Origin of the sequence: Roseibium sp., from assembly GCF_965233565.1 — a bacterium.
Classification (GTDB): Bacteria; Pseudomonadota; Alphaproteobacteria; order Rhizobiales; family Stappiaceae; genus Roseibium.
Genome location: NZ_OZ247494.1, coordinates 3,169,814 through 3,188,555, shown reverse-complemented (window position 1 = coordinate 3,188,555; position 18,742 = coordinate 3,169,814). Strand labels below are relative to the sequence as shown.

23 protein-coding genes are annotated in these 18,742 nt (G+C 60.0%); 17 read left to right on the top strand and 6 right to left on the bottom strand.

The window, feature by feature from the left end; genetic code table 11:
- Positions 1 to 16: 16 nt before the first annotated feature.
- Together ACO6TG_RS14710 and ACO6TG_RS14705 are read right to left on the bottom strand one after the other, a co-directional pair.
- Positions 17 to 319: an urease subunit gamma gene (locus ACO6TG_RS14710; RefSeq protein ID WP_422373891.1), complete on the bottom strand. Its 303-nt coding sequence runs from the start codon at positions 317 to 319 to the stop codon at positions 17 to 19.
- A gap of 19 nt (positions 320 to 338) precedes the next feature.
- On the bottom strand, positions 339 to 1,193 hold the full coding sequence (locus tag ACO6TG_RS14705; RefSeq protein ID WP_422373890.1) for an urease accessory protein UreD: 855 nt from the start codon (positions 1,191 to 1,193) through the stop codon (positions 339 to 341).
- 447 nt (positions 1,194 to 1,640) lie between these two features.
- On the opposite strand from ACO6TG_RS14705, the gene ACO6TG_RS14700 reads away from it, so the two are divergent.
- The 3 genes from ACO6TG_RS14700 to ACO6TG_RS14690 all read left to right on the top strand — a co-directional run bounded on the left by ACO6TG_RS14700 (position 1,641) and on the right by ACO6TG_RS14690 (position 4,944).
- On the top strand, positions 1,641 to 2,966 hold the full coding sequence (locus ACO6TG_RS14700) for a D-alanyl-D-alanine carboxypeptidase family protein (RefSeq protein WP_422373889.1): 1,326 nt from the start codon (positions 1,641 to 1,643) through the stop codon (positions 2,964 to 2,966).
- Between the two features lie 253 nt (positions 2,967 to 3,219).
- Positions 3,220 to 3,597, top strand: coding sequence for a hypothetical protein (locus ACO6TG_RS14695; RefSeq protein WP_422373888.1), 378 nt, complete (start codon positions 3,220 to 3,222; stop codon positions 3,595 to 3,597).
- A 132-nt stretch (positions 3,598 to 3,729) separates the two neighbouring features.
- Positions 3,730 to 4,944 carry a CobW family GTP-binding protein gene (locus ACO6TG_RS14690; protein WP_422373887.1) on the top strand — a complete coding sequence of 405 codons (1,215 nt, stop codon included), beginning with the start codon at positions 3,730 to 3,732 and terminating at the stop codon, positions 4,942 to 4,944.
- A 163-nt stretch (positions 4,945 to 5,107) separates the two neighbouring features.
- Here the strand turns inward: ACO6TG_RS14690 and tesB are convergent, their stop codons facing one another.
- The gene (gene tesB / locus ACO6TG_RS14685) at positions 5,108 to 5,974 is read right to left on the bottom strand and encodes an acyl-CoA thioesterase II (protein WP_422373886.1); all 867 of its coding nucleotides are present in this window, start codon (positions 5,972 to 5,974) and stop codon (positions 5,108 to 5,110) included.
- Positions 5,975 to 6,102: 128 nt separating this feature from the next.
- On the opposite strand from tesB, the gene ACO6TG_RS14680 reads away from it, so the two are divergent.
- From ACO6TG_RS14680 to ACO6TG_RS14660, 5 genes are read left to right on the top strand one after another with little or no spacing between them, the layout of a single operon-like run.
- Positions 6,103 to 7,341, top strand: a complete 1,239-nt coding sequence (locus ACO6TG_RS14680; RefSeq protein ID WP_422373885.1) for a ubiquinone biosynthesis hydroxylase — start codon at positions 6,103 to 6,105, stop codon at positions 7,339 to 7,341.
- A gap of 43 nt (positions 7,342 to 7,384) precedes the next feature.
- Entirely contained in the window at positions 7,385 to 8,257 is an 873-nt protein-coding gene (locus ACO6TG_RS14675) for an SDR family oxidoreductase (RefSeq protein WP_422373884.1), read from the top strand.
- A 54-nt stretch (positions 8,258 to 8,311) separates the two neighbouring features.
- On the top strand, positions 8,312 to 8,509 hold the full coding sequence (locus tag ACO6TG_RS14670; RefSeq protein ID WP_094073034.1) for a twin transmembrane helix small protein: 198 nt from the start codon (positions 8,312 to 8,314) through the stop codon (positions 8,507 to 8,509).
- Between the two features lie 37 nt (positions 8,510 to 8,546).
- A complete protein-coding gene (locus tag ACO6TG_RS14665) occupies positions 8,547 to 9,122 on the top strand; it encodes a cob(I)yrinic acid a,c-diamide adenosyltransferase (RefSeq protein WP_422373883.1) in 576 nt (191 codons plus the stop codon).
- 48 nt (positions 9,123 to 9,170) lie between these two features.
- Positions 9,171 to 9,866, top strand: coding sequence for a rhomboid family intramembrane serine protease (locus tag ACO6TG_RS14660; RefSeq protein ID WP_422373882.1), 696 nt, complete (start codon positions 9,171 to 9,173; stop codon positions 9,864 to 9,866).
- Positions 9,867 to 9,873: 7 nt separating this feature from the next.
- Here ACO6TG_RS14660 and ACO6TG_RS14655 read toward each other — a convergent pair whose 3' ends face one another.
- Together ACO6TG_RS14655 and ACO6TG_RS14650 are read right to left on the bottom strand one after the other, a co-directional pair.
- Positions 9,874 to 10,269, bottom strand: coding sequence for an RT0821/Lpp0805 family surface protein (locus ACO6TG_RS14655; RefSeq protein WP_422373881.1), 396 nt, complete (start codon positions 10,267 to 10,269; stop codon positions 9,874 to 9,876).
- Positions 10,270 to 10,290: 21 nt separating this feature from the next.
- Entirely contained in the window at positions 10,291 to 10,947 is a 657-nt protein-coding gene (locus tag ACO6TG_RS14650; protein ID WP_422373880.1) for a hypothetical protein, read from the bottom strand.
- Between the two features lie 204 nt (positions 10,948 to 11,151).
- On the opposite strand from ACO6TG_RS14650, the gene ACO6TG_RS14645 reads away from it, so the two are divergent.
- The 9 genes from ACO6TG_RS14645 (at position 11,152) to ACO6TG_RS14605 (ending at position 18,039) form a co-directional block, all read left to right on the top strand.
- A complete protein-coding gene (locus tag ACO6TG_RS14645; RefSeq protein WP_094073029.1) occupies positions 11,152 to 11,667 on the top strand; it encodes an RNA polymerase sigma factor in 516 nt (171 codons plus the stop codon).
- On the top strand, positions 11,664 to 12,362 hold the full coding sequence (locus tag ACO6TG_RS14640; RefSeq protein ID WP_422373879.1) for a hypothetical protein: 699 nt from the start codon (positions 11,664 to 11,666) through the stop codon (positions 12,360 to 12,362). The genes ACO6TG_RS14645 and ACO6TG_RS14640 overlap by 4 nt, the downstream gene beginning before the upstream one ends.
- A gap of 308 nt (positions 12,363 to 12,670) precedes the next feature.
- Complete coding sequence (locus tag ACO6TG_RS14635; RefSeq protein WP_422373878.1) at positions 12,671 to 13,420, top strand: electron transfer flavoprotein subunit beta/FixA family protein; 750 nt, start codon at positions 12,671 to 12,673, stop codon at positions 13,418 to 13,420.
- 22 nt (positions 13,421 to 13,442) lie between these two features.
- Complete coding sequence (locus tag ACO6TG_RS14630) at positions 13,443 to 14,375, top strand: electron transfer flavoprotein subunit alpha/FixB family protein (RefSeq protein WP_422373877.1); 933 nt, start codon at positions 13,443 to 13,445, stop codon at positions 14,373 to 14,375.
- 137 nt (positions 14,376 to 14,512) lie between these two features.
- A complete protein-coding gene (locus ACO6TG_RS14625; protein ID WP_422373876.1) occupies positions 14,513 to 15,394 on the top strand; it encodes a 3-hydroxybutyryl-CoA dehydrogenase in 882 nt (293 codons plus the stop codon).
- An 11-nt stretch (positions 15,395 to 15,405) separates the two neighbouring features.
- The gene (locus ACO6TG_RS14620) at positions 15,406 to 16,947 is read left to right on the top strand and encodes a class I adenylate-forming enzyme family protein (protein WP_422373875.1); all 1,542 of its coding nucleotides are present in this window, start codon (positions 15,406 to 15,408) and stop codon (positions 16,945 to 16,947) included.
- 66 nt (positions 16,948 to 17,013) lie between these two features.
- Positions 17,014 to 17,217: a hypothetical protein gene (locus tag ACO6TG_RS14615; protein WP_422373874.1), complete on the top strand. Its 204-nt coding sequence runs from the start codon at positions 17,014 to 17,016 to the stop codon at positions 17,215 to 17,217.
- Positions 17,218 to 17,531: 314 nt separating this feature from the next.
- On the top strand, positions 17,532 to 17,792 hold the full coding sequence (locus ACO6TG_RS14610) for a hypothetical protein (protein WP_422373873.1): 261 nt from the start codon (positions 17,532 to 17,534) through the stop codon (positions 17,790 to 17,792).
- Positions 17,793 to 17,826: 34 nt separating this feature from the next.
- Positions 17,827 to 18,039, top strand: coding sequence for a hypothetical protein (locus ACO6TG_RS14605; protein ID WP_422373872.1), 213 nt, complete (start codon positions 17,827 to 17,829; stop codon positions 18,037 to 18,039).
- Between the two features lie 17 nt (positions 18,040 to 18,056).
- Here ACO6TG_RS14605 and tlpA read toward each other — a convergent pair whose 3' ends face one another.
- On the bottom strand, positions 18,057 to 18,719 hold the full coding sequence (tlpA, locus tag ACO6TG_RS14600) for a thiol:disulfide interchange protein TlpA (protein WP_422373871.1): 663 nt from the start codon (positions 18,717 to 18,719) through the stop codon (positions 18,057 to 18,059).
- Positions 18,720 to 18,742: the final 23 nt, after the last annotated feature.

Below are 18,742 nucleotides of genomic sequence, written 5' to 3'. Positions count from 1 at the left end.
TTTCTCCTTTTGCGCCTCAGCGGATTGGTTCATGCACGGTGACAAGCTTGGTGCCGTCCGGAAAGGTCGCTTCGACCTGAACATCGTGGATCATCTCGGCAACGCCTTCCATGACCTGATCACGGGTCAGGACATTGGCACCGGCGGCCATCAGGTCAGCAACGCTGCGGCCGTCGCGCGCGCCCTCGACCACAAAATCGGTGATCAGCGCGATGGCTTCCGGGTGGTTCAGCTTCACACCCCGCTCCAGCCGGCGCCGGGCGACCATGGCCGCCATGGAAATCAGCAACTTGTCCTTCTCGCGGGGCGTCAGGTTCATGAAGAAAGCTCCTTGGTGTTCAGCAGTACCAGACACGCGGCAGGTTGCTGCCGCGGTATCCGGTCAGAAATCGTGTGAGGGCTGCGCGCAGGACTTGACTGTCCGGGGCAACGAAACGGGCGGTCAGACAACCGTTCCAGGCACTGGCGGCCGCTTTGAGGCTGCCGTCGGATGCGGTTTCAAGAAGGGACCGGGCCAAAGGCAGCCGGTCCTCGGCATCGATGGCGCAATCCAGAAAACTTGCAAGCGCCAGTCCGCCGGATGCTGTCGCCGGTCCGGACAGGGCGGTGGACGGATCGCCCTCAAGTCGGATGTCGTCGGCAAAGATCAGCCTGCCGTCCCGCCGGATGCGCCAGCTGTCCCGGAATAGAACGGACCGGACCGCCTCCCCCATGGCCTTGCGGCCAAGAACGATCGATTCAACCAGCATCAGCCGGGCGTCCTTCGCCAGATCCGCGCTCAGACGGCGCTTCAGGCCGGAGGCATCAAACAGGATCGTTTCCTGGGGTAGCCATTCGAGGAAGGCGCCTTCGCCAAGCGTGAAGTCACCTGTCACTTCTGCGGAGCCATGCGCGCTGCGGTAGGCGCGCTCTGCCGTCTGACTGGTCACAATCGCGTGTGTGTCCCGGTCGGCTTCAAATGTGAGCGACACCCTGTCGCCGCCGGTCAATCCGCCGGCCGTGTTGATCAAAACAGCTGTCGGCGGGGCATCATAGACTTTCGGAAACCGGATCTTGGCAGCACCATGCTGATAAAGATCAGCAAGCCTGCTCTTGCCGTCAGATTGCTTGAAACGGACACGCGCAACACCGTTGACGCGTTGCATCGCCAGCGCAGCCGGGCCGGAAACGGATGCTGTGCCAGCATCATACATGACTGGTTTGCCTCCCCGGCACCGACGTTCTCGTTCTCTTGGTTCGTGTTGCCGTCAGGGTGCTCCCGGAAAAGGGTTTGACGCAAGCGGCAAGTTGACCTCGGCAATCTTAGCAAGAGCCGGGCCAAGGCCGAAGCTTCCTGCATTCGCGTGTATCAGCGGGAAAAAGCCTCGATTTTTTCGGAACTTAACGGCACGCTATCTGTGCAGTTGCACAAAAATTATGCAGCTGGCGCATAAATCGGCGCGGGACTGTTTCCAGGAAAGGGTTGCCCTGATGGACATGTTCCGGTTTTTTAGGGGGAAGTAGTCGCAAGAGCTGTATCTTCTGTTTGTGCATTTCCCTGTCCACGGGATGACATGCGAGGGATCCCTGTGTTTGCAAGCCAGACCGGCCGCCTGACATCCATGATTTTCGCAGTATGTGCGTTCGGGTTGCTCGCTTCAGTGGCACCGGCGAAAGCGGATATCGGCGCTTATGTCCTGATCAATGCGAAGACGGGCGCCATCATCGATCAGAAGAACGCCACCCGAAAATGGTATCCTGCCTCGCTGACCAAGATGATGACCGCCTATGTGACCTTCAAGGCGATCCGGGAGGGCCGGGCGACCCTGAACTCAACCGTGGTGCAGTCCAAGAATTCCTTGTCGGAACCGCCGAGCAAGATGGGGTTCAAGGTCGGCACCAAATTCACGGTCGATACGGCGCTCAAGATCATCATCATCAAGTCGGCCAATGACGTCGCCGTTGCCCTGGGCGAAGCGATTGCCGGTTCGGAAGAGGCATTCCTTGCGATGATGAATGCGGAAGCCAAACGGTTGGGCATGACCAACACCTATTTCACCAATCCGCATGGTCTGCCGGACAATCGGATGGTGACGACCGCGCGCGACATGGCGATCCTGGCCATGGCGTTGCGGCGCGATTTCCCCGAGTCCCGTGACTATTACAAACACCCGGGCATCCGGTTCGGCAAGAAGACACTCCGGTCCGCCAACCGCGAGTTTCTGCTGCGTGTTCCCGGCGCCAATGGGATCAAGACCGGCTATATCTGCAACTCCGGTTACAATGTTGCTTCGTCCGTTACCCGGGGCGGAAAAACCCTTATTGGCGTAATCTTGGGGGCCGGCTCCGGGTTGGAACGGACTGCGTTTGCCCGGCAGATGTTCGATCAGGGCTTCAAGAAGCGCGGCGGCCAGAACATTGCCAGCCTGCGCGGGACTTCCGGCAATCCTCCGGCCAATGGGTATTGCCGGCGCAACAAGAGCCCGGGCGCCAAGGCCTATATGGCGCGTTATGACATGGAAGCGGAGAAAAAAGGCGGCTTCCTGTTCTTCAAGGCCAACCAGAAAAACAACGCGAAGGTTGATGAGGCCGGTTTCACCTTGGCCAATGGCAAACCGGACTGGGCCAAGATCCTGGATCGGACCCTGGGCCCGCGCCGGATCGCCTATCGCCCGATCCAGGTGAGCCTGGGCAATCCCACGGGTGCACCGAAGGCCAGTGGCACGGCTGTCGCGGTTGCCGCGCCTGACATTCCGGCCGAGGATGTGCCCCTGCCTACGGCAAACCCGCTGCGCCGGGCGCAGATCGAAATGCGGCAGAAACTGCAGAAAACTGCGGAAGCCAGTGTGGCTGGCGGCATTCCGCAAACGGCGGCAGCCCGTCCCGGTGCCGCGACGGATCCTGCACCGGCCGCGCCCGGTTCGATTTTCCGGCAGGGCCTGGATTTCACGGTCCCCGTGCCCGCTCCAAGTCCACGCAAGCAATAAGTCTTAGCGTTTTCATCTTCGGCAAGATCAGGTCCGATCGATTCCGGCACCTGTTCCGTAAGGTTGCAGGTCTTTAAGTACGTCAACATCCGAACCGGGAAAAGGGCTCATTAACCGTTTGTTTACGCTACTCCTTAACACTGTCGTAAGCATTTTCATGAAAACCGCCTGGTTGGCATGAAAACGCGGTGACGCCCGCAGCGTCATCTTGGGCATAGGACGTGCCGAACCTTGTAACGCGAGAGATCGCCATATGATTGAACCGAGATCAACCGCCACTATCCGGGCGCTTGCAAGCCTTGCAGAACTTTCCGCCAACCAGTTGGAAGATGGCGTTTCGGTAGAAGAGGTTGTCGCAACCCTTCGAAAAGCTGCGGAGGCAGTCAGGCTCGTGGTCGACACGGACGAAGCGGCCATGTTGGACGCGGACGTTGATCTCGATATCGAGGTGGACCTGGAAGCTGAAGCGAGTTCAGAAGCCGAAGCTGAAGAGACCGACATTGTCCAGGACCTGACACCGATGGATCTGTCTGAAGAAGAAGCCGACAGCAAGATTGTCGCGCTCGACAAGGAGCAGGCCAAGGCGGAAGCAGCTGAAGACGCCGAAGAACCTGTCCTGAACGCCGGTTAAGTCCAACTTTCACTTTTTCGACCTTTGAAGGATGCGTGCCGCCGGATTGCGTTGGCGTGCCATTCTGCCTATGTCTCTGCGAACCACGCAACTGCTCACAAGAGCGGCAGTTGCGGGATCTGGAGCAGAATCATGGCGTCAGCAACATCACCTTCCGAGTCTCCCCTGAGCAAGGGTCCGAAACCTCCCATTCCGCTGTCGGTGCTGACCGGCTTTCTGGGCTCTGGTAAAACAACGCTGCTCAACCGGATCCTGAAGGACCCGGCCATGGCGGACACGGCCGTCATCATCAACGAATTTGGCGAGATCGGCCTCGATCACCTGTTTGTCGATCAGGCCGGCGACGGCATCATCGAACTGGCCTCCGGCTGCCTGTGCTGCACCATCCGCGGTGATCTGGTGACGACGCTTGAGAATCTTCTGCGCCGGCTGGACAGCGGTAAATCGGAAAAACTCAGCCGCGTGATCATCGAGACGACGGGTCTTGCCGACCCTGCCCCGATCCTGCACACGGTGATGCTGCATCCCTATCTGGTGATGCGCTACCGGCTGGACAGCGTGATCACGCTGGTCGATGCCGTGAACGGCCTCTCGACGCTTGCAGAACACGAGGAAGCGCGCAAGCAGGCCGCTGTCGCGGATCGGATCGTTTTCACAAAAACGGACCTTCTCGATGGCGAAGATGCACAATCGGCATTCGGTGCGTTGCAGGAGCGACTTCACCAGCTCAATCCCGGTGCAAGGCGCCTGGAAGCCCGGTCGAGTGACGCGACGCCGGCTAATCTGTTCAATGCGGGACTTTACGATCCGACCAGCAAGATCCCTGATGTGGCAGCCTGGCTGAATGCGGAAGCTTATGAAGACAGCCATCATCACGGCCACGGTCATGACGGGCATCACCACGGGCATGGCCACCACCATGGGCATCACGATCACGACCATGCACATGACGTGAACCGGCACAGTGATGCCATTCGCGCCTTCACCCTGGCGACCGACCGTCCGGTTCCGGCTTCGGCGCTGGAGATGTTTCTGGATCTGCTGCGTTCCGCACACGGTCCGAAACTGCTGCGCGTGAAGGGCATTGTCCAGCTGGCCGAAGATCCCGAGCGTCCGGTCGTGATCCACGGTGTGCAGCACGTGTTCCACCCGCCGGCAACCCTGGAAGCCTGGCCGGATGACGACCGGCGCACGCGCATGGTGTTCATTACCAAGGACCTGCCGGAAGGCTTCGTGCGCCGGATGTTCGAAGCTTTCTCAGGTGCACTCTTGCCGGATACGCCGGATCATCAGGCGCTCACCGACAATCCTCTGGCGGTGTCGGGCTTCACCAGTCCCTTGCGATGATTTACCGGCCAATCCGCAACTAAAAGCTCATCCTGATTAAGCAAGGAGCGCTGACTTGAAGGATCGACAGCGTCTTGTCGCAGATCCTTCGAGACGGGCCTTGCGGCCCACCTCAGGAGGGCGCTGTGTCTTGAGCTGGTTCCGCAAGAATTGGCAGGAACCTTCACTTTTCCTTGCGCAGCCGGATCAGGCCCTCCTGGGCGGTGGAGGCAATCAGGGTCCCGTCTCGTGTGAACAGCGAACCGCGATTCATGCCGCGCGATCCCGAACTTGAGGTGCTGTCGGTGGCGTAAAGCAGCCAGTCATCGGCCCGGAACGGCCGGTGGAACCACATGGCATGATCGAGGCTTGCCGCCTGGATTTTCGGGCTGAACACAGACGTGCCATGCGGAAAAAGAGACGTGTCCAGAAGCGTCATGTCGGAGGCATAGGCCAGAACGCACTGGTGGATGCGCTCGTCATCCGGCAAGGGGCCGGAAGCACGCACCCAGACATATTGCTGCGGCGGCAGAGGTTTCTTGCTGAAATAATGGGTCATGTCGACCGGGCGCATCTCGATGGGCCGTTCACGCTCCCAGTAGCGGCGAATATTCTCCGGTGCATGGGCGAGGAATTTTTCCTTCAGGTCCTGCTCGCTCGGCAGTTCGTCCGGCGTTGGCACATCGGGCATGTCGCTCTGGTGTTCCAGCCCCTCTTCCCAAACCTGGAAGGAGGCTGCCATGGAGAAGATTGCCTCCCCGTGCTGGATGGCAACCACCCGGCGCGTGGTGAAACTGCCGCCATCCCGGATGCGGTCGACTTCGTAGATGATCGGAACGGACGGATCGCCCGGCCTCAGGAAGTAGCCGTGCAGGGAATGTACATGCCTGTCCTCGACAACAGTCCGGGAGGCGGCAACAAGCGCCTGGCCGATGACCTGGCCACCGAAAACGCGTTGCCAGCCGACCTGGGGGCTGCGACCACGGAACAGGTTGCGCTCCAGCGGTTCCAGGTCGAGAATTTGCAGAAGATTGTCAATGGCCGTGTTCATCGGCGCGATCCCTGTTAGATAGTGGCCGGAGATTGGCCGGATGGTCTGACGGTTGAGCAACTCTTGAACGGGACCTGACGTTAAAGTCAAGATACCCTTGGGGAACCGGGGGCGAGGAGCGGAAGACAATGGCAAAGAAAAAAAGTGCCACGGACATGTTTGATGTTGTGATTGCCGGTGGTGGTTATGTCGGCCTGTCGCTGGCCGTGGCGCTGAAACAGGGGGATGCCGCTCTCACTTGCGCCGTCGTCGACCCGAAGCCGATGGCGGACCTGCACAAGGATCCGCGCGCGTCGGCCATTGCCGCTGCTGCTTCGCGCATGCTGACTCAGCTCGGCATCTGGCCGGCGATCGCTGAAAAGGCGCAGTCGATCAACGAAATGATCGTCACCGACAGCAAGCTGCGTGATGCGGTTCGCCCGGTGTTTCTGACCTTTGGCGGGGAAACGACCGAGGGCGAGCCTTTCGCCCACATGATGCCCAATGGTGTGATGATGCCGGCGCTCTACGACGCTGCCAAGGCACTGGGTGTCGAATTCTTCGCACCGGGCACCGCGGAAACCTTCCGCAGCCACCCGGACCATGTTGAGCTCTCGCTGGCGGACGGATCCGTTCTGAAGAGCCGATTGCTGGTGGCCGCTGATGGGGTCCGGTCGCGTTTGCGCGAACTGGCGGGGATCCGGACGGTCAACTGGGACTATGGCCAGTCCGGGATCGTGACGACTGTCAGGCATGAACGACCGCATAATGGCCGGGCCGAAGAACACTTCCTGCCGGCCGGCCCGTTCGCGATCCTGCCCCTGCCCGAGAACAGGTCGTCTTTGGTCTGGACCGAAAAGACAACCGATGCGGACCGGCTGGTCCGGTCGGACGATTTCACCTTCGAGCTGGAGCTGGAGCGCCGCTTCGGCCATCACCTTGGCGCCCTGGAGCTGGACGGGCCGCGCCGGGCCTATCCGCTCGGCCTGAAACTGGCGCGCGACTTCGTCAAGCCGCGTTTTGCGCTGATCGGGGATGCCGCCCATGGCATTCACCCGATTGCAGGCCAGGGCCTCAATCTCGGTTTCAAGGATGTCGCCGCTCTGGCCGAAGTTCTGATCGATGCCCGGCGCCTGGGCCAGGATCTGGGCGGTTTTGACGTCCTGGAACGCTATCAGCGCTGGCGCCGGTTCGACACGTTCCAGATGGGCGTCGTCACCGATGTGCTCAACCGGCTCTTCTCCAACGACAACGACATCTTGCGGGCCGTGCGTGACTTCGGTCTGGGCGTGGTTGATCGCATGCCGTCGTTGAAATCGAGGTTCATCAAGGAAGCGGCCGGTTTCGCCGGACCCGTGCCGAAATTGCTTTCCGGGGAACCAATCTGATACGACTTTGACAGGTTCCTCTGTTTCGCCGGATTCGCCTTGAATGAATGACCTTTCCGAGAGCTTTTCCGTGCCGCGCTCGATCCTGATCACGGGGTGTTCGTCTGGCATTGGCGCTTCGGCGGCGCATATCCTGAGGGGCCGGAACTGGCGGGTGTTTCCGGCCGCCCGCAAGCAGGAAGATGTTGATCGACTGTCGGAGATGGGGTTTGAGGCAGTTCGTCTCGACTATGAGGATGCCGGCAGCATCGAAGCGGCGGCCGAGACTGTCCTGGAGTGGACAGACGGCAAACTGGACGCGGTTTTCAACAATGGTGCCTATGCGGTTCCGGGCGCGCTGGAAGATATCCCGACGGAGGCCATGCGGGCGCTGTTTGAAGCCAATTTCATCGGTTGGCACGATCTGACCCGTCAGCTCCTTCCATCCATGCGTGCCAATGGGGCCGGGCGGATCGTACAGTGTTCGTCCGTACTGGGGTTTGTTGCGCTTAAATACCGGGGCGCCTACACGGCCTCCAAGTTCGCGTTGGAGGCTTATACCGACACGCTGCGGCAGGAGCTGGCTGGAACCGGTATTCTCGTTTCGCTGATTGAACCGGGACCGATCGACACGAAGTTCACTGAAAACACCCTGGCCAATTTTGATCGCTGGATTGGCGACGACGGTCTGAAATCCTCTGCGCATCGGGCAACGTATGAAAAACGCCGGGTGCGCATGGAATCCGGGGAACCGGGACCGTTCAAATTACAGCCGGAAGCCGTGGTCAAACGACTGGTACATGCGCTCGAAGCCAAACGGCCGAAAGCACGCTATCATGTCACGGTTCCGACGACGGTCATGGCGGTGGCCAAGCGGGTGCTTCCGACAAGTCTTCTGGACCGGCTCTGTATCTGGGCGGCGGACGGCGAGGAATAGACAACGGGCAGGCGAAGGCCATAAGAAGGGCCTTGCCGGCTATCTGAGGTAAAAATGGAAAGCATTATCGACATATTGATCCCGATCGGCATGGCGGCGGTTGCCATCGTGCTTCTGCTCGGAATCTGGAACATGTTCCGCAACGGACCTGCCAACCGGTCACAGATGCTGATGCGCTGGCGCGTCGGATTGCAGTTTCTGGTGGTTGTCCTGGTGATGAGTGGGCTCTACTTCTTCGGGTCCGGCCAGTGACGGCCAACCGGATAGCGCGACACGAGGGGCAGACTGCATGGTTGTACTGAACAAGATCTACACAAAAACCGGCGATGACGGCACGACGGCATTGGGATCGGGCGAACGCCGGCCCAAAAACGATCTCAGGATCGAAGCCTACGGCACGGTTGACGAAACCAATGCGGTTGTCGGCCTGGTGCGCCTGCAGACCCAGGAGGGAGCGCCAGAGGTGGACCGGACCCTGAGCCGGATCCAGAACGACCTGTTTGATCTTGGCGCGGACCTGGCAACACCGGAAACCGATCAGGATCTAGGCTACGAGCCGCTGCGGATCACGGAGCCGCAGGTGACGGCGATCGAAGAGGCTATCGACGTCCTGAACGCGGATCTGAACCCCCTCAGGTCTTTTGTGCTGCCCGGCGGCAGTGCTGCCTCGGCCCATCTTCACCTCGCCCGCACGGTGTCGCGCCGCGCCGAACGTCTGATGGTGGAGCTGTCGGCGCGCGAGAAGATCAATCCCTCGGCGGTGCGTTACATGAACCGCCTGTCCGACTATTTTTTCGTGGCCTCCCGCTATCTGAACGACAAGGGTGCGGATGACGTCCTGTGGGTGCCGGGGCAGAACCGCTGAGGCACTCCCGGTTCACCTCAAATCCGTGCAAGTGAGGCGCTCAGCCGCATGTTCCTTCCCCTTCACGACAAGAACCGTCTGGAACATGTTCCGCTTCCCTTCGTGAACCTTGCCCTGATCGCGGTTACGGTTCTGATCTTCCTGCTGTTCCAGCGGGCAGGCGACAGCGAAGCCGTTGGTGCCTCGTCCTATTCCCTCGGGTTGATCCCGGTGGTTTTCTTCGACATCCGCGACCTGGCACCGCAGCTGCAGGTGCTGCCGGAATGGACGGCATTGATCTCCTATGCCTTCCTGCATGGAAACTTCATGCATCTGATCGGCAACATGCTGTTCTTATGGGTGTTTGGCGACAATGTCGAAGATGCGATGGGGCACGTTCGCTACCTGCTGTTCTATCTGCTTTGTGCCGCAGCTGGTGGTCTTGCCTACGCCGCCATGGACGTCAATTCCACGGTGCCCCTGATCGGGGCCAGCGGTGCCGTTGCCGGTGTCGTCTCAGCTTATCTGATGCTGCATCCGCGCGTGAAGATCTGGGTCCTGGTGCTGGGCCGAATTCCGCTCAGACTGAAAGCGTTCTGGCTGTTGGGCGCCTGGATCATCTATCAGGTGGTCAACACGGTCATCGCGCCCGACAGCCAGGTGGCCTTCATTGCCCATGTCGGCGGTCTCGTGGCCGGCGCCGTTCTGGTCGTCTTTTTCCGGCGGCGTGGAGTGCCCCTGTTCGACCGGGGTCTTGCAGACTGACGTCCCTTCAGGTCGTTTTCCAGAATGCGTTTGCCGTTCGGCAGGCGGTGGCCTTGTTGCTGAGGACCTCTCCGGACGCCAACCTGATCTTTTCGCGATAGGATCTGCAGAAGGTTCCGTTTGCCTTTTTCCAGGTCCTGACCGGCGTGACCGATCCACTGGCTCCGGTTGTCGGGTTCTCCCAACGGACAGGTGTTCCGGAAACGGACTTTTCAAGAGCTGTTTGCCGCTTCCGTTCGACCAGTGCCTTGTCGGAGGCCGCGATCGCCGGGTTCTTTTCTATTTGGGACAGATCGGTCGCGGATTGCATGGAGGCAAGTGATGTCGAGCAAGCCGACACGATGTGAGACAAGCCGAAAAGCAAAAGAATTGCCGCCAGGGGCTGGGGACTGACTAGTTTCACAACCGATCCTGCCTCTCGGATCTATCGCCAGCCGTTCTGGATTGCCTCCCGTTCTTCCCTTTTCGTCAGGGCGCCCCCGGATGGTTCACTATCGCCTGCAAACTGGCCGTTGCCAAAGACATTACCGAAAAAACCGCCAGAACCGGACTTTTGTGTGGCAGAGCTGCCCGAATTGGCTCCCGAAGTGTCGGTGTTTTCGGTTTCAGGCGCATCGGCATCACCGTCGTCTTCTGCATCATCGTCAGAATTGTCAGTACGTTCGCCGCGTTCCCCGCGTTCGCTTCTTTCACCGCGCTCGCCGCGTTCCCCGCGTTCGCTTCTTTCACCGCGCTCGCTGCGTTCACCGCGCTCGCTGCGTTCCCCGCGTTCGCCGCGTTCCCCGCGTTCGCTTCTTTCACTACGTTCGCCGCGTTCCCCGCGTTCGCTTCTTTCACCGCGCTCGCCGCGCTCCCCACGTTCGCTTCTTTCACTGCGTTCCCCGCGTTCCCCACGGCCTCCGCGTTCCCCTCTTTCTCCGCGTTCACGTGACTGAGCGGCTGCGGCGATAGTGTCATCCATGTCAATCAAGGGGCTGAAGAAGACAAGCGAGAACACCATCACCGCTGCCAGAACACCCGACAGAAAGCGGATCATCGCAGAGAGGCGGTCTTGCAATGGGATCTGGCGGGTGTGTCTCATCTATACGGTTTCAAACAATTTCAATGGGCGACAGAGGTGCAGTTGAGCGGCATTTGCCGTTGACTGCATAACACGCGAGCTTGCCGTCTTCTTCCGAATAGATAGCCTAAAAAAAGCCGGGATCAAAAGATCTGCTTACGTGTTGTCACTCTTGAGAGCGGTTTTGCGGAGAGCTTCTTGCCTGAAGAAACGTTAAAGACGGAGATGATCCGTCTGCTCCCGAAGTTGAGGAGTTTTGCTTTAAGGCTGTGCCGAAACCCGGATCAGGCTGACGATCTGGTCCAGACGACATGCGAGCGCGCAATCCGGTCTCTCGATCAATTCGACCCGGCCACCCGGCTTGACAGCTGGATGTTCCGGATCCTGCAGAACCTTTACTTCAACACGGTTCGCGATACAGCGAACCGGGCAAGATTGTTCGATCTGGCCATGCTGGATTTTGAAGAAAGTTACGATGGGGCCAAGGCGGCAAGCAGCAGTCTGGAGCTGCAGCGTGTCCAGGTTTTTATCGGCGAGCTGGAAGAAGACAGCCGTGAGGTTCTGCTGAAAATCGCCATTGAGGGCCGCAGCTACAAGGATGTGGCGGCTGAACTTGGCGTTCCGATCGGCACGGTGACAAGTCGGCTGGCGCGCGCCCGGCTGAAGCTCCGCGAATGGCTGGAGACCAACGACAAGGCGCCAAGTGCCGGGCTGCGCAGCATGCCAGGGGGTATGGGATGACATTCGATGAAAGACGCGAGCAGATCCTGCTCGCCAAGGATATTGGCAGGATCCTGGACTGCGAAGGCAGCGCTGAAGAACGTGCTGCCTTGATCGAGCAAATCGGACAACAGGATGGCGGCCGGGAGCTTCTGGAAAAGATGTCCCGCGACAATGCGGTTCTGCAGGAGGGTGTCCCTGCAGCAATCCCGGACTCGTCCATGGACCGTTTCACGGCTCTGATCGACCGGGAATTCGCGCGGCGTGAACAGCCTGTTTCGCGTCCGGGAGGTTCGTCCCTGAATACAGTGTTTGTTCAAATGGCGGCCGCCCTGATCCTGGTCGCCGGTACTTTCGCGTTCACGTCCTTCTGGATGCAGTCGCGTATGGATGACGCCGTTTCTTCCCTCGCCGCCCATATGGAGACCGAACGAATTCTTCTTGCGCAAACGGTTCAGCAGGCTCTGGAAACCAAAGTGAGCGGCGAGCCGGTGTTCATCGGCCAGGAAGGCGACTGGAGCGAAGTCCTGACACCGATCAAGACCTATCGCAGCAAAAGCGGTCACTGGTGCCGGCAATATCTGCGCGAAACCACGTTCGGCGGGCTCGATCTTTCCATCAAGGGCACGGCTTGCCGGGAGGAAAACGGAACCTGGACCACCGTTTTCGCCGAACCGGTGTCGGACAAGTTTTCCCCGCAAACACCGGGAATCTAGTTTTTCAGAACGGCGACGATAACCGGCGGGCCGATCGCGTTTCGGCCTGCAATCCTCATTTTCGAGCCGATTTTGGCGCCCTTGTTGCGCCGCAGAACTATCATCTTTGCGACGCATCGTTTTCTAAGCCCGGCAAATTGCCGCCTTAGACCTTTTACCGCAATTGACAGCTGCCGTGTCGGTCAGTACCGTCCCCCGCCATGCGCCACGATTGGCTCAAATCCGCCATTTATGACCTAACGTCATCTGGCGGGTGAGCCCGGTTCAGCGGTGCGGTGAAAGCCGGCCCAGCAAGAGGTTGAGACCAAATGAAAATCCTCGTACCCGTGAAACGGGTCATCGACTATAACGTGAAGGTCCGCGTCAAGGCGGATGGTTCGGGCGTCGATCTTGCCAACGTCAAGATGTCCATGAACCCGTTCGACGAAATTTCCGTCGAAGAAGCCCTTCGGCTGAAGGAAGCCGGCAAGGCGACCGAAGTCGTGGTTGTTTCCGTCGGCCCGCAGCAGGCGACCGAAACCCTTCGCACCGGTCTGGCCATGGGCGCCGACCGGGGCATTCTCGTCAAGACCGACGAAACCACCGAGCCGCTTGCCGTTGCCAAAATCCTTAAGGGCATCGTCGAAGCGGAAGAACCCGGCCTTGTTATTCTGGGCAAGCAGGCCATTGACGACGATTGCAATCAGACCGGCCAGATGCTGGCAGCTCTTCTGGGCTGGAGCCAGGGCACGTTTGCTTCCAAGGTTGATCTTGGCGATGGCACCGTGGATGTCACCCGCGAAGTCGATGGCGGCCTGCAGACCGTCAAGCTGAAGCTGCCGGCCATCGTCACCACCGACCTGCGCCTCAACGAGCCGCGCTATGCCTCCCTGCCGAATATCATGAAGGCGAAGAAGAAGCCGATCGATGAGAAGACCCCGGGTGATTATGGCGTCGACGCCACGCCGCGCCTGACGGTTGTGTCGACCGCGGAACCAGCTGCGCGCGAAGCCGGCATCAAGGTCGAGTCCATCGGCGAGCTGGTCGAAAAACTCAAGAACGAGGCCGGCGTCCTTTAAGGACTGCCCAGGAGGATAGACTATGACAACACTTCTTGTGGCCGAACATGCCGGCGGCGCCCTCAACGATGCTACCGCCAAAGCCCTGACTGCCGCCGCAGCGCTGGGTGCCGATGTCCACGTCCTTGTGGCCGGCAAAGGTGTCCAGGCTGTTGCGGAACAAGCCGCCAAACTCAGCGGTGCCGCCAAGGTTCTGGTTGCCGAAAGCGATGCTCTGGAACATCAGCTGGCCGAACCGCTGGCTGATCTGATCGTGGGCATGGCCGGCGATTATGACGCGATCGTTGCTCCGGCAACTGCCAACGGCAAGAACACACTGCCGCGTGTGGCCGCGCTTCTAGACGTGATGCAGATCTCCGACATCACCGCCGTGATCGATGCCGACACGTTCGAGCGTCCGATCTATGCCGGCAATGCCATCCAGACGGTCAAGTCCGGTGATCCGAAAAAGGTGATCACGGTCCGGACCTCGACGTTTGCCGCCGCCGAGGAAGGCGGATCGGCTTCTGTCGAGACGGTCGCTGGCACCGATGGTGCAGGCCTGTCCGAATTTGTCGGCGAGGAACTCTCCAAGTCTGACCGTCCGGAGCTGACCTCGGCGAAGATCATCATTTCCGGTGGCCGTGCGCTCGGATCTGAAGAGAAGTTCCAGGAAGTCATCATGCCGGTGGCCGACGCACTCGGCGCTGCCGTTGGTGCTTCGCGTGCCGCCGTCGATGCGGGGTATGCCCCGAACGACTGGCAGGTTGGTCAGACCGGCAAGGTGGTTGCTCCGGATCTCTACATTGCCTGCGGCATCTCCGGAGCCATCCAGCACCTGGCCGGCATGAAGGACTCCAAGGTGATCGTCGCGATCAACAAGGACGAGGAAGCGCCGATTTTCCAGGTGGCGGACTACGGCCTGGTCGCGGATCTGTTCGAGGTCCTGCCCGAATTGAAGGCTGCCGTCGAGTAACACCTGCGGCAAATTGATCACGGACCCCGGGGTGAATGACAGTTTTCGCTCCGGGGTTCTTGCTGTTCGGCGCAAGACTTGCCAAAAATAGCCGCAACCCGTTTCACCGGGACGTTTCAAAAGATCGGAATTTCAGGATGGCAGTCGAAATCAAGAAAGTCGGCGTGATCGGCTCTGGTCAGATGGGCAGCGGCATTGCGCATGTTTGTGCGCTCGCCGGCTTCGACGTGGGCCTGAGCGACATTTCCATGGAGCGGATCGAGTCAGGTCTGGCATCCATCAACGGCAACCTGGCGCGTCAGGTGTCCAAATCCCTCATCACCGAGGAAGAACGGACCGCCGCGCTTGACCGGATCAAGCCGGCAGAAGACCTCGACACGTTGCGTGACGCTGATCTGGTGATTGAGTCGGCGGTTGAAAACGAGCAGATCAAACGCAAGATCTTCTCGCAACTGTGTCCGATCCTGAAGCCGGAAGCGATCCTTGCCACCAACACGTCGTCGATTTCAATCACGCGTCTGGCTGCAACGACGGACCGACCGGAACGCTTCATCGGTATTCACTTCATGAACCCGGTTCCGATCATGGACCTGGTCGAGCTTGTGCGCGGCATCGCGACCGAGGACGAAACCTTCGAAGCGTCGAAGGGCTTTTGCGAACGTCTCGGCAAGCAGATTGCCGTGGCCGAGGATTTCCCGGCTTTCATGGTCAATCGCATTTTACTGCCGATGATCAACGAGGCGATCTATACGCTTTACGAAGGTGTCGGCTCCGTTGAATCCATCGACAAGGCCATGCGCCTGGGTGCCAATCACCCGATGGGTCCGCTGCAGCTTGCCGACTTCATCGGTCTGGATACCTGCCTGTCGATCATGCAGGTGCTCTACGAAGGCCTGGCGGACACAAAATACCGGCCTTGCCCGTTGCTGGTGAAATATGTCGAAGCCGGCTGGCTCGGCCGCAAGACCCAGCGTGGTTTCTACGACTATCGCGGTGAGCACCCGGTGCCGACCCGCTAAGCGGACGGCTGATGAACCTTGCCCGTTATTGCCTGACCAGCGCCGCTCCCGATCCGGGCAAAACGGCGCTGGAAGTGGTTGGACCGGGCGGCGACCTTCTGGAAGTCTGGAAATTTGCCGACTTGACGCGCCAGGTGCTTGCAGTTGCGGCAGGTCTCAGGGCATCGGGCCTCGATCAGGGCGACCGGATTCTGCTCAGAATTGGCCATTCGAGCGATTTTCCGCTCCTGTTCTTTGGAGCGATCGCCGCCGGCTGCGTGCCGATCCCGACGTCTTCGCAATTGACGGCGGCCGAAACCGGTCTGGTCCTGGCCGACAGCGGCGCTCGGCTTGTGTTGCATGACGGCAAGACCATATTGCCGGGTGATACGGCGATCAGGGTGCTTGGGCCGGACGGAATCCGGGACCTGAAAAGCGCCACGCCCGCAGGGTTTGCCGAGACTGCCGCGGACGATCCGGCATTCCTGATCTATACGTCCGGCACCAGCGGTCGGCCGAAGGGTGTCCTGCATGCACACCGAGCCGCAGCAGCCCGGCGGCCGATGGATCGTGGCTGGTATGGCATGCGGCGGGACGACCGGCTGCTGCATGCCGGTGCCTTCAACTGGACCTACACTCTGGGTGCCGGTCTGATGGACCCCTGGGCCAATGGAGCCACCAGCGTCGTCTATGACGGACCGCGTGAACCGGACCTCTGGCCGGATCTCCTCACAATGAGCCGGGCGACGCTGTTTGCCGCGGTGCCAAGCCTCTACCGGCGGATCCTGAAGTATGGCGAAGTGACACGCGGGTCCTTTCCGGATCTGCGCCATGGCCTGACGGCGGGGGAAGCCCTTTCGGTCCCCCTTTACCAGGACTGGAAGACGCGAAGCGGGCGGGAGCTCTACGAGGCGCTCGGCATGAGCGAGATCTCGACCTATCTCTCCAGCAGCCCCGATGTGCCGGTGAGGCCGGGTTCTCCCGGCAGGCCGCAGGCCGGCCGCAAGGTGGCAATCCTGAAAGAAGCCGGCCTGAAAGAAACCGGTCTGGAAGAAATCGGTCTGAGGGAAACGGGCGAAGCGGTTTCTTTTGCGAAGGTGGAAGAAACCGGTCTGCTTGCTGTTCACCGGGACGAACCCGGTCTGATGCTCGGATATTGGAACAGTCCGCAGGAGACGGAAGCAGCTTTCCGGGGGGACTGGTTCCTGACCGGCGACAGGGCCCGCGCCGATGCGGACGGATACTACTGGTATGAAGGCCGTGCCGACGACCTGATGAATGCCTTCGGATACCGGGTGGCGCCGGAAGAGGTGGAACGGGTACTGGCCGCCGACAGCCAGGTCCAGGAAGTTGCGGTGACCGCAGTACCGGCTCGCGACGGGGTCAGCCTGATCACCGCCTTTGTGGTGCCGCAGGATCCGGCGTCTTTCGATGAAAGCCGTCTTGCGCAGCATGCAGCGCGGCTTTTGGCCGAATACAAGCGTCCGAAGGTTTACCGGATCCTGGACAGCTTGCCGCGAACCCCATCTGGAAAGGTCAAAAGAACCGTTTTGAGGCAAGAGGACCCGTCCTGATCCCTGATTGTTAACGACCGATTAAGGGGGGGCGGCTAGGCTGGCGGGCGAATCGAGGAGTTCCAGATGGACAGCGTCGGCATTGCCAACACATTTGTTGCACAGTCCCAGGCCCAGACGGCCCAGGCACTGCAATCGAAGATGCTGAAGATGGCAGCCCAACAGGATGCCAATCTGGTCGCCTTGTTGCAGCAGGGCGCCGATAATCTCCAGTCCACCCAGGCGGCCCCTCCTCCAGGGCTCGGCGCGACTGTCGACGTCACCGCCTGAAACCTGCCAGTCTGAATCCTACCAGTCAGATTTCTTAACAATTCCCGTTTCTCGGTCAGCGCCGGGATCTGCTTTCCTTCCCGCCGGTTGCAATCTTGCAGGCGGTGCAGCCGATGCTTGATGATTGCGGGAACGGGATTAATTGAACTGTTTCAATGAATTACATCTTGATCGATAAAATTTTACGAAAATTCTACCGGACATCTCAGTAAAGTAGTTATCCTGCCTATAGGTAAGCCATCGTATTTACTATTCGCTTCAACTATTTAACTCATTATAGAGACGCAAAATCGTATCCAAGGATTGGAAATACGATGCCTGAAGCAATAGGATATGGACCAAGTCAGGCTTTTCAGCCTTCCCTTGCAACACCGCGGGCCGATCAGCTTGCGCAGCAGGTGAAGACGATTAATGCCAATCAGTCCGAGGCTGTGGCCGAGACGGTACAGCGCCAGGCTGACTTCAGCTCAAACCGGGCCGAGCTTCTAAGCCGGCAGGCTGAGCAACTGGAAAACCGTGCAGAAACGCGCAACCCCGACAACGGCCTCGGTAGTCAGGTCGACATTCGGGTCTGAGTAACCCCATCACCACGCCAAAGGAGTACCGGTTATGGCGAGTGTATCGGACAGCACGTCCTCTTCGGCCGCTTACAGCGCCGCAAGCGTTCGCAGTGAATTGGCCACCAATGCCGTTCGGGACCAGAACGAGCAGGAGCGCCAGGTTGCCGAGCGTCTTGACGACGCCCAGGCGACGCAGGAGCAGGATCGCCGCGAACAGCGCCAGATCCCCGGTCTCGGCAACGCCGTCGACATCACGGTCTGACGGCAGCCGCCCCGGCCTTAGGTGCCGGACGGCCGCATGGAACTTTCAATCAGAGCTTTGGCCTCGCCGGATGCCCACTCGGCGGGGCCATACATGGTTCCGATCTCACAGCCCTCGGGTCCGATCAGGATCGTGGTCGGCAAACCCGTGGCGCGCGCAACCTTGCGAAGGTCCTGCAAGAGTTTATTGGTGCTGTCCTGGTAAAAGGACAGGTTGCCAACGCCGATTTCCTCCAGGAAGGCCTTTGGTTTGTCCGGGCCGCCGCGATCGAGGCTGACGGCGACCACCTCGAAGTCTTCCCCGCCCATATCCGCCTGCAGGTCATCCAGGGCCGGCATTTCCTTGCGGCACGGCGCGCACCAGGTGGCCCAGAGGTTCAAGAGGACAGTTTTGTCCCTGAAATCGGCCATGGTCCGTGGATTGCCGTCGTCACCCAGAAAGGTCAGGTTCTGCAGGTCGAGCGGCTGGCTGGCCGGCAGAAATGCGGCGACTTCACCCTTGGCAAAGGGCTTTGCAGCCTTGGCCGACGCGAGTGCGGCCGAACAGCTTTGCGCGTCGGCGATATTGCCATTCGGACCAACGATCACGTATAGAGCCGCTACGGCGGCCACTGCACCGGCGAGCCCGGCGGCAAGTAGGCCGCGTCTGGGGGCTTTTGCGGGTTCTGTTGGCTTGGTCATTCGTTCACACCCCGTTCGGGGCG